This window comes from Microlunatus sp. Gsoil 973 (genome assembly GCF_009707365.1).
Taxonomy (GTDB): Bacteria; Actinomycetota; Actinomycetes; order Propionibacteriales; family Propionibacteriaceae; genus Microlunatus.
The window spans coordinates 4,103,064-4,121,416 of record NZ_CP046122.1 but is presented as its reverse complement, the minus strand read 5'-3'; the positions used below and the strand labels follow the sequence as shown (position 1 = coordinate 4,121,416).

General features: G+C 67.4%; 17 protein-coding genes. 11 read left to right on the top strand and 6 right to left on the bottom strand.

The features are described 5' to 3' along the window. Nucleotides 1–322 precede the first annotated feature (322 nt). Genes GJV80_RS19385 through GJV80_RS19370 form a run of 4 tightly spaced genes read right to left on the bottom strand, consistent with a single transcriptional unit; the run spans nt 323 to nt 4,768 of the window. A complete protein-coding gene (locus tag GJV80_RS19385) occupies nt 323–1,645 on the bottom strand; it encodes an EsaB/YukD family protein (RefSeq protein ID WP_154689310.1) in 1,323 nt (440 codons plus the stop codon). A gap of 49 nt (nt 1,646–1,694) precedes the next feature. Continuing rightward, on the bottom strand, nt 1,695–2,624 hold the full coding sequence (locus GJV80_RS19380; RefSeq protein ID WP_154689309.1) for a hypothetical protein: 930 nt from the start codon (nt 2,622–2,624) through the stop codon (nt 1,695–1,697). Next, the gene (locus GJV80_RS19375) at nt 2,617–3,756 is read right to left on the bottom strand and encodes a DUF6177 family protein (RefSeq protein ID WP_154689308.1); all 1,140 of its coding nucleotides are present in this window, start codon (nt 3,754–3,756) and stop codon (nt 2,617–2,619) included. The genes GJV80_RS19380 and GJV80_RS19375 overlap by 8 nt, the downstream gene beginning before the upstream one ends. Further along, entirely contained in the window at nt 3,749–4,768 is a 1,020-nt protein-coding gene (locus GJV80_RS19370) for an FHA domain-containing protein (RefSeq protein ID WP_195909020.1), read from the bottom strand. The genes GJV80_RS19375 and GJV80_RS19370 overlap by 8 nt, the downstream gene beginning before the upstream one ends. Nucleotides 4,769–5,109: 341 nt before the next feature. Between GJV80_RS19370 and GJV80_RS19365 the strand changes: the two genes are divergently transcribed. The 9 genes from GJV80_RS19365 (at nt 5,110) to GJV80_RS19325 (ending at nt 14,971) form a co-directional block, all read left to right on the top strand. Then, on the top strand, nt 5,110–5,463 hold the full coding sequence (locus tag GJV80_RS19365) for a hypothetical protein (protein ID WP_154689306.1): 354 nt from the start codon (nt 5,110–5,112) through the stop codon (nt 5,461–5,463). A 45-nt stretch (nt 5,464–5,508) separates the two neighbouring features. Continuing rightward, on the top strand, nt 5,509–5,823 hold the full coding sequence (locus tag GJV80_RS19360; protein WP_154689305.1) for a pore-forming ESAT-6 family protein: 315 nt from the start codon (nt 5,509–5,511) through the stop codon (nt 5,821–5,823). Nucleotides 5,824–5,879: 56 nt separating this feature from the next. Next, a complete protein-coding gene (locus tag GJV80_RS19355) occupies nt 5,880–6,212 on the top strand; it encodes a DUF6507 family protein (RefSeq protein WP_154689304.1) in 333 nt (110 codons plus the stop codon). A 27-nt stretch (nt 6,213–6,239) separates the two neighbouring features. Beyond that, entirely contained in the window at nt 6,240–8,201 is a 1,962-nt protein-coding gene (locus GJV80_RS19350; RefSeq protein ID WP_154689303.1) for a hypothetical protein, read from the top strand. Between the two features lie 44 nt (nt 8,202–8,245). Further along, the gene (locus tag GJV80_RS19345) at nt 8,246–8,998 is read left to right on the top strand and encodes a PoNe immunity protein domain-containing protein (protein WP_154689302.1); all 753 of its coding nucleotides are present in this window, start codon (nt 8,246–8,248) and stop codon (nt 8,996–8,998) included. A 7-nt stretch (nt 8,999–9,005) separates the two neighbouring features. Continuing rightward, complete coding sequence (locus GJV80_RS19340) at nt 9,006–9,974, top strand: hypothetical protein (RefSeq protein WP_154689301.1); 969 nt, start codon at nt 9,006–9,008, stop codon at nt 9,972–9,974. Between the two features lie 228 nt (nt 9,975–10,202). Then, on the top strand, nt 10,203–11,096 hold the full coding sequence (locus tag GJV80_RS19335; RefSeq protein WP_154689300.1) for a TetR/AcrR family transcriptional regulator: 894 nt from the start codon (nt 10,203–10,205) through the stop codon (nt 11,094–11,096). 36 nt (nt 11,097–11,132) lie between these two features. Beyond that, on the top strand, nt 11,133–12,875 hold the full coding sequence (locus tag GJV80_RS19330) for an ABC transporter ATP-binding protein (RefSeq protein WP_154689299.1): 1,743 nt from the start codon (nt 11,133–11,135) through the stop codon (nt 12,873–12,875). Beyond that, nucleotides 12,872–14,971 carry an ABC transporter ATP-binding protein gene (locus GJV80_RS19325; protein ID WP_154689298.1) on the top strand — a complete coding sequence of 700 codons (2,100 nt, stop codon included), beginning with the start codon at nt 12,872–12,874 and terminating at the stop codon, nt 14,969–14,971. The genes GJV80_RS19330 and GJV80_RS19325 overlap by 4 nt, the downstream gene beginning before the upstream one ends. 148 nt (nt 14,972–15,119) lie before the next feature. Here the strand turns inward: GJV80_RS19325 and GJV80_RS19320 are convergent, their stop codons facing one another. Then, complete coding sequence (locus tag GJV80_RS19320; RefSeq protein ID WP_154689297.1) at nt 15,120–15,560, bottom strand: MarR family winged helix-turn-helix transcriptional regulator; 441 nt, start codon at nt 15,558–15,560, stop codon at nt 15,120–15,122. A gap of 72 nt (nt 15,561–15,632) precedes the next feature. Between GJV80_RS19320 and GJV80_RS19315 the strand changes: the two genes are divergently transcribed. Together GJV80_RS19315 and GJV80_RS19310 are read left to right on the top strand one after the other, a co-directional pair. After that, nucleotides 15,633–16,472: a PHB depolymerase family esterase gene (locus tag GJV80_RS19315; protein WP_154689296.1), complete on the top strand. Its 840-nt coding sequence runs from the start codon at nt 15,633–15,635 to the stop codon at nt 16,470–16,472. A gap of 575 nt (nt 16,473–17,047) precedes the next feature. Then, complete coding sequence (locus GJV80_RS19310) at nt 17,048–17,626, top strand: hypothetical protein (protein WP_195909019.1); 579 nt, start codon at nt 17,048–17,050, stop codon at nt 17,624–17,626. Nucleotides 17,627–17,833: 207 nt separating this feature from the next. On the opposite strand, the gene GJV80_RS19305 is transcribed toward GJV80_RS19310, so the two are convergent. Then, nucleotides 17,834–18,331, bottom strand: coding sequence for a phosphotransferase (locus GJV80_RS19305; protein WP_195909018.1), 498 nt, complete (start codon nt 18,329–18,331; stop codon nt 17,834–17,836). Between the last annotated feature and the right edge of the window lie 22 nt (nt 18,332–18,353).

Here is an 18,353-nt window from a genome sequence, read left to right as displayed (position 1 = left end):
ACGCCCGGGCCGGCCTCGTCGTCGGCCGGCTGCGAGTCGGAACGCCGCGGCCTGACTCCGATCAGCTGGCGGACCAGACCGGACCCACCGCCGTCCGCATCGACCGCGAGCAATGCCCCCCGGCGGCGTCCGGCCAGCGTTGCGGCCACCGAACCGACCACCGTCGTCGTCCCGGAACCGCCGGCGATCGAGACGAAACCCACCCGGCGGCTCAGCGGCAGCCCTGTTCTGATCCCGGTATCGGTGGCCCGCAGCGAGTCCACCGCGGCTCCGGTGCTGCCGAAGATCATCCGCAGGGCGGTCCGGGCGGTATCGACGGCGGTCACCGGAACGCTCCCAGCAGGTCGCTGAAGATGCCGAACGCACCCAACAGCAGTACCGGTAGGGCGATGACGGAGACGGCCTCCAGCAGATTGCCCCAGCGGCGCAGCCTCGCCCGCTGATGCGCGGCCGGTTCGACCCCGGCCGACACGGCGACCAGCGCCGCCAGCAGCGCGAGTGCCGCGACCGATCCGCCCGTGCCGAGCACGGTCTGGTGGGTGACGATCGCGGTGATCGCAACCACCAGGACCGCCGCCCAGAGCGGGATCCGCTGAACGGCCAGCGGGAAGACCCGGGTCCGCAGCGCGGTCAGCACGAGCAACGCCAGGCCCAGTCCGGCCGTCCAACGGTCGGTCGCCGGAATCAGCACCGCAGGTGCGACGGCGAGCGGAGCGGCAACCGCCCAGGTCGACCAGGTCAGCGAGCGGTAGGCATCGTCAACGGTGCGCAGCACCTGGCCGCGGCGGCCGGGACGGCCGGACATCACCTGGTCGTCGAGGCCGGTCAGCCCGGAGGCGGTCAGGGCGTACCAGGGCAGCAGGCCGCAGCCGATCCCGGCCAGCACCGCATCGACCGCGAGAGCGTGCGCGGCCGGCATGCCCAGACCGGCCAGTGCGACCGGCAGGATGGCGAGCACGGCGCCGAGCGCGGCCGCCGGACCGGCCGACCGGTTGCGCAGGCCTGCGCCGAAGCCGAGCCCGAGCACCAGCCACACAGCGGCCGCGGTGACTGCCCCGGGGCCGAGCCGGAAGTACGGTGTCCGGCCGAGCAGGTCGGCGGCTGGTGCCGCGCTGTGCACCGCCGCGACCGTGAGACCGACAGCAGCCGAGGTGAGGACGGTCGCCGGCCAGCGGCGACCGAGTCGGCCGGTCAGGACTGCTGCCGCGATCAGCACAAGGACGGCGATCCCGGCGACCGTTGCGGAGACCGGCCGGACCAGATCGGCGGCGCAGAGCAGCACTCCGACCGCTGCGGCTGCGACGACATGGCGGGTGGCGCTGGTCCAACGGCCGCGTCGATCGGCGAAGGTGCTCCCGACGACATCGGTGACGTCGGCGACCTCCGGCGGTGGCGGAGCCTCATCGGCCCGGACCAGGCGGAGGATCTCCCCGTCGAGAAGTCGTTGCTGTGCCGCCGACAGCGCGGCGTCGAGTTGCTCGCCGGTGGTGCGGACCACGGTCAGCGGCCGGGCGGCCGGCCCGGCCGGTTCGTCGAGCAGGTCGAGCAGCCGGGGCAGCAGCCCGCCCAGCGGCTCGTCGTCGGGCACCACCAGTTCGGCGCGTCGCAGCGTGCCGATGACAGTGAGCCGGGTGAAGTCGGTCATCGGCCGCTCTCCGGAATCAGGCGGGCGGGCGTTGTCGGGGTGTGCGTGATCACGGCGCCTTCCTCGCGACAAGATCGGTGACGGCCAGATCGGACTGGCCACCCTCGGTGATCCCGCCGGTGGCCAGCAGCCCGATCGTTCCCGGCCGCTGCAGGTCCGGCGTGCTGTCGCTGCCGGTGACTGTCCAGGCCTGCGGTTCGGCCGCTCCACCGGTCCACACCTTCGCCCGCAGGGTCGTCGGGTTGCCGCCGATCACCTGCATCCGGATCGACACCGGGATCGGCTGGTCGCCGGCATCGGCCGAGCCGGGTGTGGTGACCGTCGGCGACACCTGTTGTACCCGCGAGTCCACCTGGTCCGACGCGGAGATCCTGACCAGTGCGACCGAGGTTCCGCCGCCCCGGAGCAACCGGACCACCGCCCGATAGTCCTGGTCGGAGCTCACCCGCCGGCCCTGGAGACTGAGCACGATGCTGCTCCCGGCCGTCAGCGCCGGCTCTGGTCGGACCGTGACCGTCATGTCGGAGCGATCCTCCTCGAGTCCTGGCAGGTAGCCGCCACGTTCCGCCACGGACGGCCCGGCACCGGACTGCTCCAGGCGGATCAGACCGGCCCCGTTGACCACCGAGTACGCCTCGGACGGCCCGGCCAACTGCCAGGTTCCGCCCCGATCGGCGCGGCCCCAGCCGTCGGGCGCGGTCCGATCGAAAGTGTCGGAGGCGAAGACCGGTCCGGTGGCGGGGCCCATGCCCTGCTCCTGCTGCTGCTGCCGTGCCTGCTTGCCGAGTTGGGCGGAGATGAAGGAGAACCCGACGCTGGCGGCGCAGACGACCGCGGCCAGCACGATCCCGCCGAGCAGGCGACGCAGATTGTCGTTGATCACCCGGCGTTCGGCCAGCTCGCCGGACAGGAACGCCGAGACCAGCCTGGCCCGATGGGTCTTGACGGTCTCCAGCAGGACGAGGTCGCGGTCAGGCATCCGAACCCCCTTCGGGATCAGGGAGGGGCGCCCCGGCACGTACCTCGGACAGTGAGGCGGCACCCATGCCGAGCGATTCGGCCAGCAGGTCGGGATTGAGCGAGCCGAGGATCCGGTCCAGCCGCTGCCAGGCCTCGAAGCCGACCTGGCCGAGGTCGAACAACAGGGCGGGCAGCCGCGGCCGACCGACCGGTTCGGCGCCGAACCGCTCCCGCAGCTGGGCGACGTCCAGGCCGAAACCGCGGACCGCAGGCGCCCCGAGGAACAGCGACAGTGGGACCGGCGGCGGCAGCAGACTTGGCGGAACCGACAGGTCCCGCGGTCCCCTACGGGCCAGCTGCATGCCGACCAGCGGCATGCCGGTCTCGGCGAGTCGGCGCAGCACGTCGGCCATCCGGGTACGGATCCGGGCCAGGGCCTCCTCCGCCGGAGAACCGATGCCGACGAGGACATGATCGATCTCCTCGACCCCGAGGTTGGTGCGCTGGGCGGCAAGCGTCGCGGAGAGGTTTCGACCGGTGGCGATGACGGTGGTCAGCCGTGGCATCTCGGTGCGGATCGCGTCGGTCAGCCGACGCCGGTTCCACGGCTCGCCGACCGGTTCGGTGGCGCCCCAGGCCATCGCGGCACCGTCCGACGCTGCGTCGTTGAGCTGCTCGACCGGACCGCCGAGCAGGGTCTGTTCCCGGGCCGGGTGCCGCAATCCGACGATGGTGGTGATCTGAAGGATGTCGGCATCGGTCGGCCGCAGGTAGCCCACGGCGTAGTCGTCGACCGTCCGCGGCCGCGGCTGGGTCCAGGCCTCCTCGATCCGGTCGATCCGTCGGCCGCCGAACCCGTTCCGCAGGCCGCCGCCGGACTGCCGTACGACCCAGCTGCCGCCCGACTGCTGCCAGATCCGTGCGCAGGCCGGGGTCAATGAGCTCAATTCGTCGCTGATCAGGACCGGGCGCCGCCCGTCGCGCGCGGCGATGGCCAGCAGGTTCATCCGTCCGGCGCTCAGGTGGACGACCCGGCTGCGCGTCTCGGTCGCCACCCAGCGCGTGCCGTCGGCCGCCTGGCCCAGCCGGTCGGCCAGCGGATGGGCCACGTCCTCGGTGGTCAGCGGCACCGGTTCGTCCGGGTCAGCCATCGGCCACCACCATCAACCGGCGTCCGCCACATTCGACGGTCGATCCGATCGGGACGGGTGAACGCACCTCGGCGGCCAGCGGTACCCGGACACCGTCGGTGCTGACGATCGCGGTGCCGCCCGCGGAGTTCAGGTCGGTGACCCAGACCGTCGACTCGGACCGTTCCAGCAAGAGGTGGGTCTTGTCCAGCCTCCGGGACAGATCCGGCAGCGCCAACACGTCGTACCGGTCGTTCCTGTGGTCGGGCCCGCGATCGGGAGAGCTGCGATCGGGGTAGCCGCGGTCGGGGTAGCCGCGGTCGGGGTGAGCGCGATCCGGGTCACGGCCGATCACCAGTGGCCGGTTCAGCACCCGACGGGAACCGTCCTCGAGGACGATCGAAACCACGCTGGCAGCGGTCAGGAAGCGAACCCTCGTCCAGGTCCGGCGCGGCGCCGCACCGAAGATTCCTGGGGTCGAGGTGCCGGCGCCGACCGGGCTCTGCAGGGATCCGTCGGAACCGGGGAGCGGCACGGGTGCCGTCCGGGGCCGCATCGGGTCCCGGCCGTGCCGCAGGTCGGCGGTCAGCGACCGCCCGCGTACGGCTCCGGCCAGCTGGCGTCGCAGCCTGGAGAACCGGATGGGTGTGCCCGACAGGTCGTCGACCGTACGCAGCCCGATCAGCAGTCGGCCGGGGCTGCGGCCGGTGGCCAACACCCAGCCGAGTTCGGCGAGTGCGACCACCACGGCAATGGCCAGCAACAGCCAGCCGAGCGGTTGCCGGTCGGTGGTCATGAACACGACGACCGCGGCGGCAGCCAGCAGAAGCGGTGGCAACAGGTCGATGACGTCCGCCAGATACCGGCGTCCGAGCGATGCCCTGACGACACCGGTCAGGCCGGCGCCGGCGATGGCAGCCGTACTGCCGGCTGCCGGCGACCAGATCGCTCCGCACCCGGCACAGATTCCGGCGTTGGAGCGGAAGGAGCCGCAACGTCGACAACTCCCGTTACCCAACAGCGCCCGTGGCACAGATTCCTCCAGATCGACAGGGCGGATCGGCCGGCGGCCCGTGGCGAACATGGTACGGAAGCAGGGTTCCAAAGCACCCGGCTCGACCCGCATACAGAAAGTCACCCTCACCTGGCACCCGGGTGGGAGTTGTGCTGCATGGCCCCGACCCGATCTACTGTCGTGGTGTCGGTGATCTCGTGGAAGGTCCGGTGAATCCGGTCGCCAACCTATTCACGAATCCCGTCGACAACCTATTCGTGAATGTTCCGGTCACCCGGAACCAAGAGCGGAACGGTTGCGTCGGAGGGGTCAACTGACGACGAGTCAACCGAAGACCAGCCGTTTCAAAAGGAGTGATCATGGCGCGTTACGTGATGGGGGACAGCACCCTGACAACGCTGACCCGTCAGACGTCGACCAACAGCGACGATCTCGGATCGTTGGTGCGCCAGCTTGCCGCGGCGGCCGAGCCGATCCAGCAGGACTTCCAGGGCGCCGGCCGAATGGCGTTCGACGAGTTCAAGGCGCACACCGACGAGATCGCCAACGGTCTCAACGCCGCGTTGCGGTCGGTGCTGGCCGGTGTCGGTGGGCAGGATTCGGCGTTCGCCCAGGGTGTCGCCGAACAGCATGACCAGACCCACGCACTGATGGCATCGGCGAACTTCGACGCCGCCCGATTCAGCGGAGTCTCCGGCCGCACAGCTGTGTAGGCCCGGCCCCATTCCCCACCTTCCAAGCTTCCAGGAGAAATGATCATGGTTCTTCCCGCTCCGGGAGATCGCGCGTACAACACCGACAGCTCCGGTGACGCGCAGACCAACTTCAACACCGTCGCCAACCAGCTCGAGTCGCTGCTGAACCTGCGTGACCAGCAGGTCAAGGCTGCGATGTCCCATTACCTGGCCACCGGCGTGTCCGAGGAGTACCAGGGCAAGGAACAGCAGTGGCATGCGAAGGCCGGCCAGGTACGCGACATCATCCGGCTGCTTCGCCAGTCCCTGCAGCAGAACGACGAGACCGCCCTCGCCGCGCTGAAGCGGGCCGGTCAGGCCGTCGCCAACATCGTCTGACGCACCGCCGGACGCCGCCCGACTCATTCACACCTGTGACAAGGACTGTCTGACCCATGTCCAAGTACAACATCTCCACCACCGAGGTGTCGGCAACGTTGAAGGCGACGAGCAAGGCCGCCGAGGGCTTCGAGAAGGATCTGCAGCCGATGTCCGGTCATGTCTCGGCTGCGGCGGGTGCCTGCGGGAACAGCGGCGCGATCGTCCCCGCGCTGAATGGCCTGTTCGAGCACGAGAAGACGGCTCTGAACAGCATGAGCACCCACATCAAGGCGTGCCTGACCGGTGCTGCCGCGGCGACCACGGCCTATGTCGAGGGCGACCTGGAGATGATGCAGACCTACCAGAAGAACGCCGCCCAGGGGAAAGTCAGCAAGATCCCGCACTGAGCTGCGGCTCGAAGGACAACGTGACTCATGGCTGATCCGATCAACACCGCAACGATGCCCGGGGACAACATGAACCCCGAGGCGATCGAGAGTGCCGCCGGCAGGATCCGCGGCGTCGGTTCGAATGTCTCCACCACCGGCGGCAACGTGGCGAAGGCCTGGTCCGGCCTGAAGAAGGGCTACCACGCGCCGGAGCAGGACACACTGTTCAGCGCCATCCAGCCCGCCCAGAAGGCGGCCACCGATTTCGGCACGGACATGGGCAAGGTCGCCACTGCACTGGAGACCTTCGCCGGCGAGGTGCGGACCATCAAGGCCGCTGTCGCCAAGATCCGAAGCGATGCGTCGGCCTTCCTTTCCGGGATCCACGACGGCAAGATCACCAAACAGGCCAGCGGCGGCTACAACCCGTACGCGGGCGGCTCCCTGCCGGCCGAGCCCGAAGAAGTCGACTGGGACTCCGATCAGGCGACCGTCGACGCGAACAATGCGCTGATCCGCCGGACAAATGATCAACAGGAACAGCTCTGGGCGGCGGAGCGGAAATGCGCCAACGCGATCCGGGATGTCTACCACGCAGCACACATCTCGGCAGCCAGCGAGTCCAATCCCAACGGCTACGGCGTGACCGACATCCCGGACAACGCCGAGACGCCGTGGGGCAAGACCGTCGAGCGCAAGGAAGGGTGCGGCGAAATGGTCGTCAAGGGCGTCTTCGTCGACGGCCTGGGCGGGATGGCCGAGGGCATCACCTCCCTTGTCGGCTTCAGCTGGAGCGGGCCGGACGGTGCCGGCTTCAGCTGGTCCACCGCGGGCCATGCCTGGAACGGTCTGGCACACCTGGCGACGGGTGGTCCGCTGTTCTATCCACTGGCGCTGCTGCCGGGGCCGGTCGGCAACTACATCCGGACCAGCATCAAGACCAACATCAACTTCGTACCGAGCCTGGTCGGCATCGACGCCTTCGCCAAGGATCCGTTCGCGAAGTGGAAGGACGATCCGGCCCGTACGTTCGGCTCGTCGCTGTTCAATGTGGGCAGCCTGTTCATCCCGGTCGGCGGTGAAGTCAGCGCCGGGGGCAAGGCGGTCGCTGGTGGCGCCAAGGCGGTCGAGGGTGCCAGCGATGTGGCCAAGGGATCGCGCGGTCTTGAGGGACTCGGTGACGTTGCCAAGGTCACCGGCGAGGGTGCCGACCTCAGCAGGATCGCCGGCGGCGTGGGCAAGACCGAACTCGGCAACCTCGGAAAGGTCACCGACGACCTCGGCGACGGGCTGAAGGGTCTTGAGAAGACCGACATCGACGTTCCGAACGTGCCGCACGACCACGTCACCGTCGACCACCCGAACGTGGGCGAACACGCGCCCGGTGACGTACCGCCGGTACGCGATCCGGGAGCTGACGTCCCAGCCGGTCACGAGCCGGGCGCCCACGACCCGGGCTCACACGACCCAGGGGCTCACGACCCCAACGCCCACGACCCCAACGCCAACGACCCGAACGCCCACGATCACAGCGCGTACGACAAGGACGGCGTCTGGCACTACGAGGAGAAGGGCGACCCGGGTTGGACCAACAAGCAGAAGGGTGAGTACGGCGAGCGGGCCAGCGATGCCTACATGCAGGCGCATCGCTTCGAACGCGTCGACGTCCAGCACCCCAGCGTCAGCCAGAACGGCATCGATGCGATCTACAAGGATCCGACGACCGGCAAGTACGCCATCGTCGAGTCCAAGTGGGGCAAGAACGGCCTGTCCATGACCCAGGACGGCCGGCAGATGTCCGACTCCTGGCTGCGCGGCAGCATCGGTGGCGCCTCCCGCATCCAGAACGCTGTCGGTGGCGACGCCCGGTTGGCGGCACAGATCACCCGCGGCCTGCGGGACGGCACCGTGGAGAAATTCGTCGCCAACGTCTACCAGGACGGCGGCGTACATCTCAGCATCCTGGGCGCGGACGGCGCCAAGCTGGGTGCGGTCGACCTCCACTAGCCGGATCGACCCGGGCAGATCGCCCGGATCGGTAAAGTTACCTCGTGGGAGACCAGATGCGCGATCATCGCGCCGACCGCGGCTACTTCGATGAGCTGATCGAGGCCAACCAAGCCGCCGTTGTCGACGGCCGACGGGACGCGGCGGACACCGACCTGAAGGCCGACGACATCGAGTTGTACGTCGATCTGCTCCAGATCTACCGCACTGCGGCGTACACGCTGACCAATGCGTCCTATTCACGCGGCGACCCGATCCCGGTCGTCCGCGAGCACGCGACCGAGTTGATCACCGCCGAAGCGCTGTATCGGCAGCACCAGCCGTTGACCGGTGCCGGCGCGTACACCTTCGCCTCCCATCCGGCGCAATACCTGCAGCCGCTGCAGGTGTTGTCGCTGAGCCTGTTGCTCCAGATCGAGGCCGGTCGTACGGAGTTGATCGCTGCGACCGGCTCCCAGGGGATGGATTCGATCTACGACTTCCTCGCCGATCCCGCCCACTCGATCGACGGCATCGGTGATCAGGTCGCCTGGCCCAAGCCGTACGCCCTACTGCTGGAATCGGTTCGGTCCAGGTCACCGGAGCGGATGCAGAAGTTCCTCGAGACCTGGTACAACAACAGCCGCAAAGCGCCGTGGTGGGGAACCCACCTCAGCATCGAGGGCGGCGACCGCCGCTACAGCGGCTACTGGTGCTACGAAGCGGCCGCCGTGACAAAGATCCTGCAGATCGACGATTCGACCTATCGCGACAACGAGTACTACCCCCGCGATCTCCTGCAACCGACGGAAGGGTGAACGACCTGTGTTCGGAAAGAACAAGCCACCGACGTTGGCCGACGTGCCGGCGTCACTGGACGAGGCCCGGTCGCGGCTGCTGTTGCGGGTCTACGGCGCCGAACACGCGGCCGTCGACCAATTGGAGGCGGAGCTGAAGGGAGTGGTCGAGGGCCTCCCCGCGGTGCAGCGGATCACTCCGGACCTGTCGGTGGGAGCCGTCGTCGACCTGCCCGAGGGTTACCTGAAGGTCAGCCCGAGCACGATCCAGGCGTGGGGCTGCACCCTGGAGGACGTGATCCGAGCCGGCATGGATCGCGCGCAGGGCCATGAGTTCGGCGCATCGCGGCTGGACGACAAGACGATCCTGGTCCGCGATGAGGTCTACGCCGGTGCCGTCTGGGTCTTGCCCGAGCTGGCATCGTCGCTGCCGATCACCGGTGCACCGATCGCCTGGGCACTCGGTCGCGGACTGACCTTGGTCACCGGCAGCGACGACCCGAACGGCATGATGGTCGCTGCCGCGACCATCCAGGAGCTGCTGCAGGACGGCGAACGCGTGGAGTCCGTGACACCCCACCGGCTGACCCAGCTCGGTTGGGAGCCGATCGGCTGGGCGCCGACGCCGGAGCACACCGACGAGCTTGTCACCCGGTTGCACAAAGCCCAGGTCTACGGCCGCCAGGCCGAGCCGCTGCGGGCTCGGCTCGGTTCCCACGGGCAGGCGGCCGGCGTCAGCGAGTACACGGTCGTCCGCAAACCCGACGGACAGCCCTGGTCGATCACGAACTGGACCCAACAGAGCCCGGCGGCCCTGCCCGTCGTCGACGAGATCATCCTGGTCCGCCTCGACGGCGCCACCGTCGGTATCCGCTGGGCGGATCTGGTCGACCAGGCCCAAGCCCTGCTGGAGCCGGTCGCCGAGCTTCCCGCGCGCTACCTGACCCAGGGGTTCCCCAGCGATGACATGGTGATGGCGGCACTCGGCCGCCGCTGAGTCATCCCCCACTCCGCCGAGGGGTCAGATATTCCTCAATATGTGCGGCGTGTCGGCTCCGACGGCGGATCAACCGGCGCGATGACACAGGCCCAGGCCTCGGTAGCGGCCGGCCGCGAAGTGGCGGGGCGGCGGCGCCAGCGCGTCGACCATGACGGGTGTCATGACTTTCGCCGAATTCGAAGAAATCACTTGAGTGAGTGAGCACTCACTCATAATGTAGCCGCCATGGCCCGTGCAGCTGCGCTTCCCGCGGACGAACGGCGCGCCCAGATCCTGGACGCCGTCGCTCCGGTGATCAAACAACACGGCCGCCAGGCGAGCACCCGCCAGCTCGCCGAGGCCGCCGGCGTCGCCGAGGGAACGCTGTTCCGCGTGTTCTCCAGCAAAGAGGAACTGTTCGGCGCGCTGGTCGAACGGTACATCGGAGCAGGTCTCACGCTGGAGCGGGTCGACCAGATCGATCCGACGCTTCCGTTCGCCGAGCGGCTCACCGAAGTGGTGCGGATCCTCATCGGACGGTCCAGTGAGACTTTCGAGATCCTGCACGCGCTCGGCCCGCCCAAGGAACCCGATGCAAAGGACCGCATCGCCTTTCGCGACCACATGCTCGAACAGGCACGACAGATCGATCGCGCGGTGACCGGACTCATCGAGCCCGACGCAAAACAGCTGGTCGTCTCCCCTGCCCAACTGGCAGAATTGCTCGGCGGCATGGTGTTCGCCGTCTCCAATCCGATGCTGCGGCACTTCCGCGGCAGCCAACCGATGCGGCTCTCCGACGAGCCCGAATCGATCGTCGACCTGCTGCTCCACGGTTGTCTGGTCGACAGCACCCGTACGGCTGAAGGCTTCGATCATCTCGGAGCCGAGGCCGAAGCCCTCCGCAAGGCCGCTCGGTCACCGGCGACCGACCCCTGTTCGGTGGCCACGTCCTCACCCGGTACCCCACAAGGCCAGTCTCGCCAAGAGCAGCCTGACCAAGATCATTCAGAACAACACCATCCGGAACAAGACCATCCGGAACAGGACCATCCGGAACAGGATCAATCCGAACCCGATCAATCCGAACCCGATCACCGGTCGTCAACCGAGTCCGCCGCCGCGGCCACGGTGAACTAGCACGACCCACCGCAAGAGCGAATCGAAGGATGTCTCGTGCTCATTTCTCTGCTCCGCCGATATCTGGGGCCGTACAAGGGTTTCCTCACCCTTGTCGTGCTGTTCCAGTTGATCGGCACGCTGGCCAACCTGTACCTACCGAGCCTCAACGCAAAGATCATCGATCAGGGCGTTGCCAAACTCGACATCGACTACATCTGGCGGACCGGTGGAATCATGCTGGCGATCAGCCTGGTCCAGGTCATCGCCACGATCACCGCCGTCTACTTCGGCGCAAGGACTGCGATGGCGTACGGCCGCGACCTCCGCGCCGCGATCTTCGACCGGGTGCTGCAGTTCTCCGCCCGTGAGGTCAACCACTTCGGCGCACCCTCGCTGATCACCAGGAACACCAACGACGTCCAGCAGGTCCAGATGCTGGTTCTGATGAGCTGCACCATGCTGGTCGCCGCACCGATCACCATGGTCGGTGGCGTGATCATGGCGCTGCGCGAGAATGCCGGCCTGGCCTGGCTGATCGTCGTCTGCGTCCCGGTGCTGGCCATCTCCATCGGCCTGATCGTGATCCGCCTCGGGCCGCTGTTCCGCAAGATGCAGAAGCGGATCGACACCGTGAACCGGGTGCTGCGGGAACAGATCACCGGTATCCGGGTGGTACGCGCCTTCGTCCGCGAGCCGTACGAGATCAAGCGGTTCGCCGACGCGAACGAGGACCTCACCGACATCGGTCTGCGGGTCGGCCGGCTCTTCGCGCTGATGTTCCCGGTGGTCATCTTGATCATGAACCTGTCCAGCGCAGCGGTGATCTGGTTCGGAGGAATGCGGATCGACGCCGGGAAGATGCAGATCGGCGAGATGACCGCCTTCCTCACCTACCTGATCCAGATCCTGATGTCGGTGATGATGGCGACCTTCCTGCTGATGATCGCCCCGCGCGCCGCCGTCTCGGCCGAGCGCATCGGCGAGGTCCTCGACACCGACTCCAGCGTCGTCCTGCCGCCCAACCCGGTCCTGGCGACCGACGCCACCGCCCGCGGGGTCGTCCGGTTCACCAACGCCGAGTTCACCTATCCCGGCGCCGACTCCCCGGTGCTGCATGACATCACGTTCGCCGCGCATCCGGGACAGACGACGGCGGTGATCGGATCCACCGGTGCCGGCAAGACCACGCTGATCTCGCTGATCCCGCGATTGTTCGACCTGACCGGAGGCTCGGTGACCGTCGACGGCGTCGAGGTCCGGGACCTGGACGCGGAACTGCTGTGGAGCAAGGTCGGACTGGTGCCGCAGCGTCCGTTCCTGTTCTCCGGGACAGTGGCCAGCAACCTGCGCTACGGCAACCCCGACGCCACCGACGAGGAACTCTGGCACGCCCTCGGGGTTGCCCAGGCGGCAGACTTCGTCGCGGAGATGCCCGGTGGCCTTGATGCGCCGATCTCCCAGGGTGGCACCAACGTTTCTGGTGGCCAGCGGCAACGGCTGTCGATCGCGCGGGCCCTGGTCAAGCGCCCGGAGATCTATGTCTTCGACGACTCGTTCTCCGCCCTCGACGTCGCCACCGACGCCCGGCTCCGGGCCGCCCTCAAACCGGAGACCGCCGACGCGTCGGTGATCATCGTCGGACAGCGGGTGTCCACCATCGCCGACGCCGACCAGATCATCGTCCTCGAGGACGGCCGGATCGTCGGCATCGGAACTCATGATCAACTGCTGGAGACGAGCCCGACCTACGCCGAGATCGTCGACTCCCAGCTCAGCGCCGAGGAGGCAGCCGCATGAGCGAAGACACACGTACCAATTCCCCGGCCGATTCCCAGGCGAACGAGGTGTCCACCGCCGAGGAGACGGGCGCGCAGCAGGCCACCAAGAAGGCCAACGAGCGTCCCGACTACGCCAAGAACGTGCAACGCGGCCCGGGACACATGAACGCCCAGATGCACGAGAAGGCGATGAACTTCTGGCCTTCGCTGAAGCGGCTGCTCGGCCACCTGGCACCGGAACGGGTCCGGCTGGTGCTGGTCGTTGTGCTGGCCGTCGCCGGCATCGTGATGAGCGTTGTCGGACCGAAGATCCTCGGCCGTGGCACCGACGTCCTGTTCGCCGGAATCTTCGGTCGGGCGATCGGCGACCGGTTCCCACCCGGGACGACCAAGGAACAGGTGATCGAGGCCCTCCGACAGTCGGGGCAGAACCAGCTTGCCGATCTGGTCAGCGGATTGCGGGACTTCGTTCCCGGCCAAGGCATCAACTTCGATCACCTGGCCCAGATCCTCGGGCTCGCCGTCCTGCTCTTCGCGGCCTCCTCGGTGGCGCTGGCCATCCAGGCCCGGATCCTGAACGTGGTCGTCCAGCGGTCGGTCTACCGGCTACGGGAGGACGTGGAAGGCAAGATCAACCGGCTACCGCTGAGCTACTTCGACCGGCAGACCCGGGGCGAGCTGCTCAGCCGGGTGACCAACGACATCGACAACATCTCCCAGTCGCTGCAGCAGACGCTCAGCCAGTTGCTGACCTCGTTGCTGACGGTGATCGGCGTGATCGTGCTGATGCTGTCGATCTCACCGTTGCTGTCGGTGATCGCCCTGGTCACCATCCCGGTCGCGATCGGGCTGACCACCCTGATCGGCAAGCAGTCACAGAAGCGGTTCGTCCAGATGTGGCGTAGCACCGGCGAGGTGAACAGCCAGGTCGAGGAGGCCTACACCGGCCATTCCCTGGTCAAGGTGTTCGGCCGCCGGCACGAGGTCGAGGCCCTGTTCAACGAGAAGAACGAGCAGCTCTACCAGTCAGGCTTCGGCGCACAGTTCATCTCCGGGATGATGATGCCGGTGATGATGTTCGTCGGGAACCTCAACTACGTGATCATCGCCGTGGTCGGCGGTCTTCGGGTCGCGTCGGGGAGCCTGAGCCTTGGCGATGTGCAGGCGTTCATCCAGTACTCCCGGCAGTTCACTCAGCCGCTGACCCAGCTGGCCTCGATGGCCAACCTGCTGCAGTCCGGTGTGGCTTCGGCCGAGCGAGTGTTCGAGGTGCTGGACGAGACCGAGCAGACCCCGGAGTCGACCGGCTCGCTGCCGGCCACCCGCGGCCGGGTCGCATTCGAGCACGTGGACTTCTCCTACGATCCGGACAAGCGGTTGATCACCGATCTGTCGCTGGTCGCCGAGCCGGGACAGACCGTGGCGATCGTCGGGCCGACCGGTGCCGGCAAGACCACGCTGGTGAACCTGATCATGCGCTTCTACGAACTCAATGGCGGCAGGATCACCATGGACGGCGTGGACATCGCCAGCGTGCCGCGTGCGGACCTGCGATCGAAGATCGGGATGGTGTTGCAGGACACCTGGCTGTTCCACGGCACCATCCGGGACAACATCGCCTACGGCCGGCCGGACGCGACCGAGGAGGAGATCCACGCGGCTGCCGAGGCGACCTACGTCGACCGCTTCGTCCACTCGCTGCCGGACGGATACGAGACGGCGATCGACGAGGAGGGCAGCAATGTGTCGGCCGGTGAGAAGCAGTTGCTCACCATCGCCCGGGCGTTCCTGGCCGATCCGGCGCTGTTGATCCTGGACGAGGCGACCAGCTCGGTCGACACCCGGACCGAGCTTCTGGTGCAACAGGCGATGGCCCGGCTGCGTTCCGATCGGACCAGCTTCGTGATCGCGCACCGGTTGTCGACCATCCGGGACGCCGACGTGATCCTGGTGATGCAGCACGGCAAGATCGTCGAACAGGGCAACCACGAGCAGTTGCTCACCGCCAAGGGCGCCTACTACGAGCTGTACAACAGCCAGTTCAACAATGCGCCCGAGGAGTTGGACGAAGCTCCCGAACCGGTCCCCGCGATCCCCGGGGCCGCCCGAGCCTGACCCCCCAACCGCGCGAGGGGTCAGTAAATCCCCTATTTGGGCGGCGTGTCGTCCGAACGGTACGACCACTGGCTCAAAGGATCCGAGCCGATCACATCGGGTGCTACTGGACCGGATGGGTTCGGCTCGGGTCCTTTGCGTTTTCGGTCTAGGTCTGCAGCACCTGCGCCAGGGCTTCGGCCAGCGCCCGACGTCCGGTGTCGTCCAGCCGGTGCAATCCGCTTGCCGCGCCGATCGCCGAAACCAGTTCGCGCCGCTTCGCGGTCCCCGCCGGCGTCAACCGCAGTACGCGTACCCGCCGGTCGGTCGGATCAGTGACGCGTTCGGCGAGCCCGGCAGCCTCGAGCTTGGCAGCCACCAGGGTGGCGTTGGACCGGTCGCAGGCCAGAACCTCGGCGAGCTGCTTCATCGGCGTGCCGGTCGGTTCGTCGGTGACGGCCCACAACCCGCCGGCCATCACCTGGGTGAGCCCGAGTCCGGACAGCAGGTCACCGATCCGGGCCGTCAGCCGGACGGAGGCCCGAAGGATGTCCAGTGCCAGTGCGCCGTCGTCGGGTGCCGACTGGCGCTCGGCTTTGGCGGCGGACATGTCGGAACTGTAGCGCTGATTCTTTGATATTCTCAAAGAACGATCCTTGAGGCACTCAAAGAACGGCGCGTGATGGACGACCAGCTGACGATCACCGTTGATGGTCGGGACCGCTCACTGACGACGGTGACCGGGCCTCGATCAGAACGCGGTGCGATCTTCCTCGGGCTGCACGGTTCCAACCAATCGGCCTCGGGCTTCCGGAAGTTCACCGGCGGACAATTCGACCGACTGGCCGACCTCGGCGTGGTCGGCTACCTCGACGGCTATCGCGGTCATTGGAACGACGCCCGGCGCGGACTGGACCAGGCCGCCCGGCGCGACGGGGTCGACGATGTCGCGTTCGTCAGGGCGGCGATCGCGAAGCTGGCTGGGCGATACGGGGCGGACCCGGCCAGGACGTACGTGTTCGGCTACTCCAACGGCGGGGCGATGGTGCTCCGGCTGCTGCTCGAGATCGGCGCAGACCTGGCGGGTGCCGGCGCGATCTCGGCGACCATGCCCGCGCCGGAGAACCGGCTCGACGTCGACGCCGGCCCGGTGCCGGTTCCGTTGGCGCTGGTGCACGGGACGCGCGACAAGCTGGTGCCGTACGAGGGTGGCATGGCAAGCCTGTGGGGTCTCCGGCCCCGCGGCCTCGGCCTGTCGGCCGAAGACACAGCGCGCTTCTTCGCCGACCGGTACGGGATCGACGGCCCGGTACGGACCGAAGATCTGGGTGCCGACGGCGGCACCGCGGTGAGCCGACTGGAGTACGGCACCCAGCCGGCCCCAGTTGTGCTGTATCGGGTCGACGGCGGCGGGCACACCGTCCCCGGCCCGCACAAGGCGCCGTTGATCATGGGTCGGACCTCCCGGGTGATCACGGCCGCAGACGAGTTCGCCCGGGTCTGGGGCCTCACCACGCCCTGAACGCCGCCAAATTCTGGCGAGGGGTCGGATAATCCCGCATTTATGCGGTGTGTCGGCGCATGGCACGCGCTCCCGGATGACGACACCCCGCGCGGATGCCGGAGCAATTGAACCCCCAGATTGCCCGATTGAAGTGGTGATCGTCGGTGGGTGCGAAATATCGACGATTCGCGTCCAGCCGTACTTGGGGAGTCCGGCACACCAGTAGCAGGTCTGGATCACTGACGTGCCGATCGAGCTCGGCCTCGCCGAAGACGCCTCGTCGCACGTACCTGCATTGGGACCTAGGTCCCTTTGTGAGCCAATCGGCAGTGGTGCACGTAATGCACCTCTATCGTCGAGCTGATGTCAATGGTTCTCAGCCGATGACTCGGCACGAGGAACCAAACCGCAACTGCGTGCATCGGCGATCTCGGGAAACTCTGCTGTCGCTGTACATGCGCAGATACCGGCAAGTAAGAAGAGGACCAGGAAACCCAAGTTGACCCACGAGCAATGGCCCAATCAGGCTCCGCAGAATGCGCAATCGCCGATGCCCAACCAACAGCCACCGATGCCTCCCCTTTCAGCCACCTATGCCCAACTACCAGCCGCCGCGGCAGCAGCCCAAGGCGAAAGGCCACTGGCTCCGTACCTGGCTGTTCGCCGGCGGCGCACTGATCATCGGCATCGTCATCGGCACCACAGGCGGTGGCAACGACGACGCGGCAGCCAGCGACCCCCGGCCGACGACCACCGTCACCGAGCGCGCGACGGCGCCCGCGAGCGCACCGAGCAAATCGAAGGCCTCCTCAAAACCGAGCACGGCGACCAAGCCGAAGGCAACCAAGAAGCCCGCCTCCAAGATCATCTCGGTCAAGGCGAGCAAGGTCGTCAAGGAGTTCGAGGACAACGAGTTTGCTGCCGACAACAAGTACAAGGGCAAGACGCTCAAGATCACGGGCCGGGTGGACAAGGTCGACACCGATCTGTTCGACGACAGCCAGTACATCCTCGACCTGGGCGAGGAGTATGAACTGCTGTCGGTGCAGTGCTATGACATCCCCAATGGCCAGCTGGCCAAGGTCAGCAAGGGCGATACCGTGACGGTGATCGGCCGGTTCGATGACGGTGGAGACTTCGGCGTGAAGATCACCGACGCCGAGATCGTCTGAGCTGACCCGTCGACCGTCGAGGCTGCGCGCCCCGAAAGGGCCAGCATCGACTTGTTCGCGAGCGGCTCTTCGTACAGTCACGAACTGAGTCCCCCGGTCCCCGGTCGGAGCGAGCGATCCTCCGGCCCGGGCACGTTTTCGTGATCATCAGCTCAGCGACCCGTTCAACGTCTCCCGGAGCGGGTTCTCTTGACGACCCGGCGAACATCAGATCAGCGCATCCAAGCGACTGCGGGCGGTAGCCGGGTCACCGCAGGATTCGCCGCCCGGCGCCAGTTCGAGCAGCGGCCAGAGGTTGTGGAACGTCCGAGCGGCGGCGTTCAAACCGGGATCCGCAGTGTCCATCGCCTGACAGATCTCTGCCACGACGGTCGGGCCGAGCCCGCCGTCCAGGAAGGCGAGATCGACCGCCGGATCGTCAACTCCCACCTCTCCAAGATCAAGAAGCCCGGCCAGCGCGCCGTTGTCGTCGATGATCAGGTGTTCGACGCGGAAGTCTCGATGACACACGACCGGGATCGTTCGGCGACCCTCCAGCATCTCGATCGCAGCTTCCGCCCGCCGGCGTAGGTCGGTGTCCAGATCGACTGTGGCCAGAGCGTGCCGAGACTCCGCAGTCGGGTCTTCCTGCGGCACACCGCGCTCGATGGCGTCGTCGACATCGAACGCATGCAGCCGGTCGAGAACGTCGGCGATCTCTTGCACCAGTCGTGGATCACTCTGGACC